Genomic DNA, 8,724 nt, shown 5'->3' on the forward strand with positions numbered 1-8,724 from the left:
TTTCTTAATTAAAATCATAAATATATCCCTTGCTTTGTGAAACTGAAAGGAAACAATCGCTTTTTTTGTGAAAATATAATAAAATAGAAAGGAATAAAGTTCTAAAATTTTATCTAGAAACAGACGATTTTCGTCTGATAGTAGGATTAAATGACAAAAGAAGTTGGTGTCGGTCAGGCACATAGTAAAATTATTTTAATAGGAGAGCACGCAGTCGTTTACGGCTATCCAGCCATCTCTTTGCCGCTTTTAGAGGTAGAGGTGACTTGTCGGGTTGTACCGACAGGGACACCATGGCGTCTGTTTGAAGAGGACACCTTGTCTATGGCAGTTTATGCTTCTCTCGAGTATCTGAATATCAGAGAAGCTTGCATTCGTTGTCAAATTGACTCGGCTATTCCGGAAAAGCGAGGGATGGGTTCTTCAGCAGCTATTAGCATTGCAGCCATTCGTGCAGTATTTGATTATTACCAAGCAGAACTTCCACGAGATGTTTTAGAGATTCTGGTTAATAGAGCCGAGATGATCGCCCATATGAATCCTAGCGGATTGGATGCTAAGACCTGTCTGAGTGACCAGCCTATTCGTTTTATCAAGAATGTAGGTTTTGAAGAACTAGCCATGGATTTATCTGCCTATCTGGTTATTGCTGATACGGGAGTCTATGGACATACTCGGGAAGCTATCCAAGTTGTAGAGAGTAAAGGCAAGGAAGCCTTACCTTTCTTGCATGCACTAGGAGAGTTGACCCAGCAAGCAGAAGTAGCTATTCACTCAAAAGATGCCGTGAAGCTGGGAGAGATTCTAACCAAAGCTCATGGAAATCTAAAGGAAATTGGAGTTAGTAGCCCTGAGGCAGATGCCTTGGTGGAAACTGCCCTCGAATATGGAGCCCAAGGAGCCAAGATGAGTGGTGGTGGCCTAGGTGGTTGTATCATTGCCTTAGTTGCTAATGTAAACCAAGCGCAAGAATTAGCAAAAAGATTAGAAGAGAAAGGAGCTGTTCAGACATGGATCGAAAGCCTGTAACAGTACGTTCCTATGCCAATATTGCTATTATCAAATATTGGGGTAAGAAAGCAGAAAAAGAGATGGTTCCTGCAACTAGCAGTATCTCTCTAACCTTAGAAAATATGTATACGGAGACGACACTTTCTCCGTTACCAGTAGATGCAACCGCTGATGTTTTTTACATCAATGGTCAGTTGCAAAATGAAGCTGAGCATGTCAAAATGAGTAAAATCATTGACCGCTACCGTCCTGAAGGAGCAGGGTTTGTTCGTATCGATACTAAGAACAATATGCCAACAGCAGCAGGTCTTTCTTCAAGTTCCAGTGGTTTGTCTGCCCTAGTCAAAGCCTGCAATGCTTACTTCCAATTAGGATTAAATCGTAAAGAATTGGCTTTGGAAGCTAAGTTTGCATCGGGTTCTTCATCTCGTAGTTTTTATGGCCCCTTAGCAGCTTGGGACAAGGATAGTGGAGAAATCTATCCTGTTGAAACTGACTTGAAGCTAGCTATGATTATGCTGGTCTTGGAAGACCAGAAAAAACCAATCTCTAGTCGAGATGGCATGAAACTCTGTGTGGAAACTTCGACGACTTTTGATGGGTGGATTCGTCAATCTGAACAAGACTACAAGGATATGTTAGTCTACCTCAAGGAAAATGACTTTAAGAAAGTTGGAGAATTGACAGAGAAGAATGCTCTAGCTATGCATGCGACGACAAAGACTGCAACTCCATCCTTCTCTTATCTGACAGATGCTAGTTATGAGGCTATGGATTTTGTCCGTCAGCTTAGAGAACAAGGAGAATCTTGCTACTTTACCATGGATGCGGGCCCGAATGTCAAGGTTCTTTGCTTGGAAGAGGACTTGGAACATTTGTCAGAACTTTTAGGTCAACGCTATCGCTTAATCGTTTCAAAAACAAAGGATTTGAGCCAAGATGACAATTGTTAAAACTTGTGGGAAGCTCTATTGGGCTGGAGAGTATGCCATTTTAGAACCAGGACAGTTGGCGCTAATAAAGGCTATTCCCATCTATATGACGGCTGAGATTAAAGCGTCTAATGATTATCGACTCTACTCAGATATGTTTTCCTATAGTGTAGACTTGCGACCGGATTCTTCTTATGCTTTGATTCAGGAAACAGTTGCTTTGGTGGAGAAATACATGACTGATCAAGGAATTGAACTACAGCCTTTTTCCATAGACATTCGTGGGAAAATGGAGCGTGAGGGCAAGAAATTCGGCCTGGGTTCTAGTGGCAGTGTGGTTGTTTTGGTCATCAAGGCCATGCTTGCTTTCTATGAAAGAGCCGCTGAAAGAGAACTCTTGTTTAAACTGGCTAGTGCAGTTCTTCTCAAACGTGGAGATAATGGCTCTATGGGTGACATTGCTTGTATCGTTTCAGAAGATTTAGTACTCTATCAGTCGTTTAATAGAGAAACAGTTGCACAATGGCTAGAAAAGGAAGACTTGAAAACTGTATTGGCACGTGATTGGGGCTTTTCTATTTCTAGTGTTGAACCAGCTTTGAAATTTGATTTTCTGGTTGGTTGGACCAAGGAAGTGGCTGTATCTAGTCACATGGTCAAGCAAATCAAGAATCATATGGATGCTAGCTTTTTGCAGGCTTCAAAAGAAACTGTAGCTAACTTGGTAAAGGCTTTGCAGGTAGGTCAAGAAGAAACCATTATTGACTTGCTGGAACAAGCCAGCCAACTTTTAGAAGGCTTGAGTTCAGATATTTACACACCTTCGCTCAGACAATTAAAAGATGCCAGTCGAGACTTAAAAGCTGTTGCAAAAAGTAGTGGTGCTGGTGGTGGAGATTGTGGAATTGCCCTCGGTTTTGACCAAGATTCGACCACATTACTGAAAAAACGCTGGGCTGATCTAGGAATTGAACTCTTATATCAAGAAAGGATGGGACATGACGAAAAATCGGAAGGATGAACACATCCGCTATGCCCTTGAACAAAAAAGTACTTATAATAGTTTTGATGAAGTTGAACTGATTCATTCTTCACTACCCTTATATGACATAGATGAGATTGATCTTTCGACAGAATTTGCAGGGCGCAAATGGGACTATCCTTTTTATATAAATGCCATGACAGGTGGTAGTGACAAGGGCAGAGAAATCAATCAAAAGTTGGCTCAGGTGGCTGAGGCCTGTGGAATTTTATTTGTGACGGGTTCTTACAGTGCGGCACTTAAGGATCCATCGGATGACTCTTTTTCAGTCAAAACTAGTTACCCTGACCTCCTTCTTGGAACCAACATTGGCTTAGACAAACCAGTTGAATTGGGTCTACAAACAGTAAAAGAGATGAATCCCCTTCTCTTGCAAGTTCATGTTAATGTCATGCAGGAACTACTCATGCCAGAAGGTGAACGTCAATTTAGATTGTGGCAAAGCAATCTGGCAGACTATGCTGAGCAAATTTCCGTGCCACTTGTTTTAAAAGAAGTCGGCTTTGGCATGGATGTGAAAACCATTGCTAAGGCTTATGAGATTGGAATACGAACCGTTGATTTGTCTGGGCGTGGGGGAACCAGCTTTGCCTATATCGAAAACCGTCGCAGTGGTCAACGGGACTACCTCAATGATTGGGGGCAATCGACCATGCAAACCCTTCTAAATGCCCAAGACTGGAAAGATAAGATGGAGCTTCTGGTAAGCGGAGGTGTTCGCAATCCACTAGACATCATCAAATGCTTGGTCTTTGGAGCCAAGGCGGTTGGACTCTCACGCACCATGTTAGAGTTAGTTGAAAACTACCCAGTGGATGTCGTTATTTCTATTGTTGAAGGCTGGAAGGAAGAACTACGTCTGATTATGTGTGCCCTTAATTGTGCAAGGATTAAGGATTTGCAGCAGGTCGACTATCTCCTGTATGGAAAATTAAAAGAAGCAAAAGATCAACTATAAGGAGGTCGGGATTTTGGTCCCGGTCTTTTTATCATTCCTCAGACTGATGTGACTTTTTGGTTTTGTGATACAATAAAATAGAGAGGACGGTTACATGCGAAAATTTCAAATTTTTCTATTTATTGAAGCTTGTTTATTAACAGGAGCTCTGATTATGATGGTATCAGAGCATTTTTCCCGTTTTCTGCTGATATTGCTCTTGTTTTTACTGCTGATTCGATACTATACTGGTAGACAGGGTAATAACCTCATATTAGTGGCAGTGAGCATCCTATTTTTCTTTATCATCATGCTCAATCCCTTTGTCATTATGGCTATCTTTGTGGCCTTGATATACAGCCTGTTCCTGCTTTATCCTATGATGAACCAGGAAAGAGAAGACACCAATCTGTTTTTTGAAGAAGTTGTGACGGTAAAGAGAGAGAAAAATCGCTGGTTTGGGAATCTCCACCACTTTTCAAGCTACCAGACTTGTAGTTTTGATGATATCAATCTTTTTCGTCTTATGGGGAAGGATACCATTCATCTAGAGCACGTGATTTTGAGCAATCATGATAATGTCATCATCTTGAGAAAACTAGTCGGTACGACTAGAATTATTGTACCAGTAGATGTAGAAGTCAGTCTCAGTGTTAATTCTCTGTACGGAGATTTAACCTTTTTTGACCAGCCTAAACGTGCTCTACGCAATGAGCAATTCCATCAAGAAACCAGGGATTATCTCAAAAGTCCAAAGAGTGTTAAGATTCTTTTGACAACTATGGTTGGAGATGTTGAGGTGGTGAGAGGATGAAAAAGCAACCCTATATTTTAATCGGTCTCACCTCATTTCTCTTTGTTGTCTTTCTCTTTCGAAGCATTTTTAAGGTTCTGGATTTAGAGTGGACTTCTCTCTTTCAAGATTTAGAAAAGACAGAAAAAGTCCTATTTTTGGCTTTAATGTTTAGTCTTGCCCTAGCCTTTTTATTAGTCCTATTCTGGACAATTGTTGATGAAATTTCAAAAAGAAGAATCCAAGCAAATCTCAAACGTCTGCTAGCTGGCAAAGAGATTGAAAGTCTGGGAGATGCTGACTTAGACGCAAGTTTTAGAAACTTGTCAGGAAAACTCGGTTTGTTAACAGAAGCTATTCAAAAAGCAGACAATCAGGCCTTGGTCAAAGAAGAAGTGATTATTGAAAAGGAACGCAAACGAATCGCGCGTGACTTGCATGATACAGTCAGTCAAGAAATTTTTGCTGCCCATATGATTTTATCAGGACTCAGTCAACAAGCTTCCAGATTAGACAAAGAGAAGATGCAGACACAACTCCAGAGTGTGACTGCTATTTTAGAAACAGCTCAAAGAGATTTGCGAATTCTGCTTTTGCATTTACGACCAATTGAACTGGAACAAAAAAGCTTGGTGGAGGGGATTCAGCTACTCCTCAAAGAGCTAGAAGAAAAAAGTGAGCTCAAAGTCAGCTTTAAATATCAGGTATACGAACTACCTAAAAAGATTGAGGAGCATGTCTTCCGAATTGTACAAGAATTGATTAGTAATACACTTCGTCATGCACAAGCTTCATGTCTAGATGTTTACCTTTATCAAACGGAAACGGAATTACAGTTGAAGGTCGCTGACAATGGGCGTGGTTTTCAGCTAGATGATGTTGATGAATTAAGCTATGGTTTACTCAATATTAAAGAACGAGTGGAAGATATGGCTGGGACTTTACAATTATTAACAGCTCCCAAGCAAGGTTTGGCAGTGGATATCCGCATTCCCTTGCTTGATTGACTAACAAAAGGAAATAAAATGAAACTATTATTGGTAGATGACCACCAAATGGTGCGTCTTGGTTTGAAAAGTTATTTTGAATTACAAGATGATGTAGAGGTTGTAGGAGAAGCAACCAATGGTGCGGAAGGAATTTCCATGGCCTTGGAGCTTCGTCCAGATGTGATTGTCATGGATATTGTCATGCCTGAAGTCAATGGGATTGACGCAACACTTGCTATTCTCAAAGAATGGCCAGAGGCTAAAATCTTGATTGTGACCTCTTACTTAGATAATGAAAAAATCATGCCGGTCTTGAATGCTGGGGCTAGAGGATATATGCTTAAGACTTCGAGCGCAGATGAATTGCTGCACGCTGTTCGTAAGGTGGCGGCTGGAGAGTTGGCTATTGAACAAGAGGTGAGTAAAAAGGTAGAATACAACCGCAATCATGTTGAACTTCACGAAGAATTAACTGCTCGTGAACGCGACGTCCTTCAACTAATCGCTAAGGGCTATGAAAATCAGCGTATCGCTGATGAATTGTTCATTTCCCTTAAGACTGTAAAAACTCATGTTTCAAACATCCTTGCTAAACTTCAGGTTAGCGACCGCACCCAGGCAGCGGTTTATGCTTTTCAACACCACTTAGTAGGCCATGAAGACTTCTAGATGCATCTTTTGGAGCCAAACTAAGGTTTATTCGGTAAATTGGATACTTTTAGCAAAAAACAGTAATTTAGAATTAACAAGTACCTCAAGCAGTCCTAAAAACTCGGTTCTAACCAGAAAAAACCATAATAGGTAGTAGCTAATAGAAGTTGTTAACAACTAGACAGTAGAGAGTATCATCTCGAGAAAGATGTCTGTCAAATGAGCCTAGCGCTGTTGTTCAGACTGCAAAAAGAGACAAATGATTTAGACCAAGGATTTAGTTCAGTATGCTAGAAGACTAATACTCAATGAAAATCAAAGAGCAAACTAGGAAGCTAGCCGCAGGTTGCTCAAAGCACTGCTTTGAGGTTGCAGATAGAACTGACGAAGTCAGCTCAAAACACTGTTTTGAGGTTGTGGATAGAACTGACGAAGTCAGTAACCATACCTACGGCAAGGTGAAGCTGACGTGGTTTGAAGAGATTTTCGAAGAGTATAAGTCCTTTTCTACCATTTGTCAAGTATATCAAGGTATTTGATGAAAAATAGTTTGATTTCCATAGTCAAACTAAGGAAATTGTCTTTTTCTGAACTAAAGTTTAGTGAAAAAAGTGTACACTAAATCAACACCTTATCTGGTGATTTTTTTGATAAGGCGTTACAATAATATGGCATAAACAATTTTCTACCATTTGTCAAGTATATCAAGGTATTTGATGAAAAATAGTTTGATTTCCATAGTCAAACTAAGGAAATTGTCTTTTTCTGAACTAAAGTTTAGTGAAAAAAGTGTACACTAAATCAACACCTTATCTGGTGATTTTTTTGATAAGGCGTTATAATAATATGGCATAAACAATTTTACCGATTTTGGGTAGAAGTATAATCATAAAGTTTGTTATGCGTTATGAGGTAATACATTGTTCTAATGAGACGATGTATAGAGGCAATCGTGTGTGGTTTAGTTGAAGTCACTTGCGATTGTCTTTTCCGTTTCTCATAGAAGTCTGCGATATGACAAGGATTGGTGTGGCTAGCTGAAGCTATGTTATGAATGCACTTAAAAAGAATCTTTCTGGCATAGGGATTCCCACGTTTAGTGATATGTTCCTTAGCTAGAAAATTTCCAGATTCATAGTGTCTGAGGTCAATGCCTATAAAAGCATTGATTTGATTGGCAGAGTGAAATCGACGAATGTCACCAAGTTCGCCAATAATACTTGTCGCTGTGGTTTCGGCTATTCCAGGAATAGAGAGAAGAATCTCGTATTCTGGCAAAGATTGAGCTAATGTTACCATCTCCTCTAAAACACCTTGTCTGTGTTCCGAAAGCCTAAGTAACTCCCCTGCATAGTATTTGACCTCTTCTATCACTGGAGAGGTTTTCTTAACCGCACAATAAGACTGATTAGCTAGTTTTGTAAGCTTATCTACTAAGTAAGTCACACGTTTTTCAGAGATGCGTTTTGCCGTAGACTGACGGATGATAGCTGTTAATGTGGCGTCATCTGACTCCAGTACAAAACTATTACATGGAAAAGTCATGACCAAGTTCCAATATTGTTCCCCAGTTGGTGCCGACAAGATGTTTTCCAATTCAGGAAAAGTGACCTGTAAAACCTTGTGCAGACGGTTTTTAGCGCAGACGATATCCTCAGTAAGATTCTGATAGAAACGGCTGAGATCGCGTAATTCTTGATAAAGCGCTTCTTGGACATAGCTTGGTTTACGATTGAGGATGAACTGAGACGCAGCTAGTTTTTCAGCGTCAATCTTATCGGTTTTACGTACTCGTAAGCTATCTAGTTGTTTTTTGGATTCTAAGGGATTGAGCCGTGTATAAGCGTAACTATTATCCTCAAAGAAGGCCTGAAGACGACGAGAATAGACACCAGTCGCCTCGAAGATAATCTCTGGCTCGTGAACAGTCTTCAAGTCCCCAAGTAGTCGATTAAATCCGATGGCATCATTGGGAATGGTATAGCCATGTACTTTTTCTCCATTGACCAAGATGGCCACTTCTGAGCTTGCTTTACTCACGTCAATCCCAAAAACTACTCGCATGATATTACCTCTTTGTCTTGAATGATTCCTTGCTTTAGTGATGTCATTTTCAATACTCGACGTTTTTCGTCCCACATACTTTGATAACATTCTTCCTAAAACAGGTGTCTTGTCAGTTTTAGTTACGACGTCTAGCGCCAAAGGACTTATCGACTTAACAAGACACCACTACTTTAACATAACGAAAAAGTAGTGAGTACTTTCTCCCGTCGGAGATTTCCTCACTACTAATCTTAGTATGTTTTATAGTGGATTGAATCTGGAATAGTACACTATGACTGCTAAAAATATTTCTAGAAATTACT

Annotated in this window: 9 protein-coding genes; 8 read left to right on the forward strand and 1 reads right to left on the reverse strand. The window is 40.2% G+C overall.

Features of this window, described 5'->3' with window-relative positions; genetic code table 11:
* Window positions 1-150: 150 nt before the first annotated feature.
* The 8 genes from mvk (at window position 151) to RRU92_RS05205 (ending at window position 6,894) form a co-directional block, all read left to right on the forward strand.
* On the forward strand, window positions 151-1,029 hold the full coding sequence (mvk, locus tag RRU92_RS05170) for a mevalonate kinase (protein WP_315640876.1): 879 nt from the start codon (window positions 151-153) through the stop codon (window positions 1,027-1,029).
* Complete coding sequence (mvaD, locus tag RRU92_RS05175; protein WP_315640877.1) at window positions 1,011-1,964, forward strand: diphosphomevalonate decarboxylase; 954 nt, start codon at window positions 1,011-1,013, stop codon at window positions 1,962-1,964. The genes mvk and mvaD overlap by 19 nt, the downstream gene beginning before the upstream one ends.
* Complete coding sequence (locus RRU92_RS05180) at window positions 1,951-2,964, forward strand: phosphomevalonate kinase (protein WP_315640878.1); 1,014 nt, start codon at window positions 1,951-1,953, stop codon at window positions 2,962-2,964. Before mvaD ends, RRU92_RS05180 begins: the two co-directional genes overlap by 14 nt.
* Window positions 2,942-3,943 (forward strand): type 2 isopentenyl-diphosphate Delta-isomerase, encoded by a 1,002-nt coding sequence (gene fni, locus RRU92_RS05185; protein ID WP_315640879.1) that lies wholly within the window; start codon window positions 2,942-2,944, stop codon window positions 3,941-3,943. The genes RRU92_RS05180 and fni overlap by 23 nt, the downstream gene beginning before the upstream one ends.
* Before the next feature lie 94 nt (window positions 3,944-4,037).
* Entirely contained in the window at window positions 4,038-4,736 is a 699-nt protein-coding gene (liaF, locus tag RRU92_RS05190; protein WP_315640880.1) for a cell wall-active antibiotics response protein LiaF, read from the forward strand.
* Window positions 4,733-5,722 carry a sensor histidine kinase gene (locus RRU92_RS05195; RefSeq protein WP_315640881.1) on the forward strand — a complete coding sequence of 330 codons (990 nt, stop codon included), beginning with the start codon at window positions 4,733-4,735 and terminating at the stop codon, window positions 5,720-5,722. The genes liaF and RRU92_RS05195 overlap by 4 nt, the downstream gene beginning before the upstream one ends.
* An 18-nt stretch (window positions 5,723-5,740) precedes the next feature.
* Complete coding sequence (locus tag RRU92_RS05200; protein WP_315640882.1) at window positions 5,741-6,373, forward strand: response regulator transcription factor; 633 nt, start codon at window positions 5,741-5,743, stop codon at window positions 6,371-6,373.
* A 290-nt stretch (window positions 6,374-6,663) separates the two neighbouring features.
* Window positions 6,664-6,894 (forward strand): hypothetical protein, encoded by a 231-nt coding sequence (locus tag RRU92_RS05205; protein WP_315640884.1) that lies wholly within the window; start codon window positions 6,664-6,666, stop codon window positions 6,892-6,894.
* Window positions 6,895-7,216: 322 nt separating this feature from the next.
* Here RRU92_RS05205 and RRU92_RS05210 read toward each other — a convergent pair whose 3' ends face one another.
* Window positions 7,217-8,419, reverse strand: coding sequence for an IS110 family transposase (locus RRU92_RS05210; RefSeq protein WP_315640891.1), 1,203 nt, complete (start codon window positions 8,417-8,419; stop codon window positions 7,217-7,219).
* Between the last annotated feature and the right edge of the window lie 305 nt (window positions 8,420-8,724).

Origin of the sequence: Streptococcus sp. DTU_2020_1001019_1_SI_AUS_MUR_006, assembly GCF_032340315.1 — a bacterium.
Classification (GTDB): Bacteria; Bacillota; Bacilli; order Lactobacillales; family Streptococcaceae; genus Streptococcus.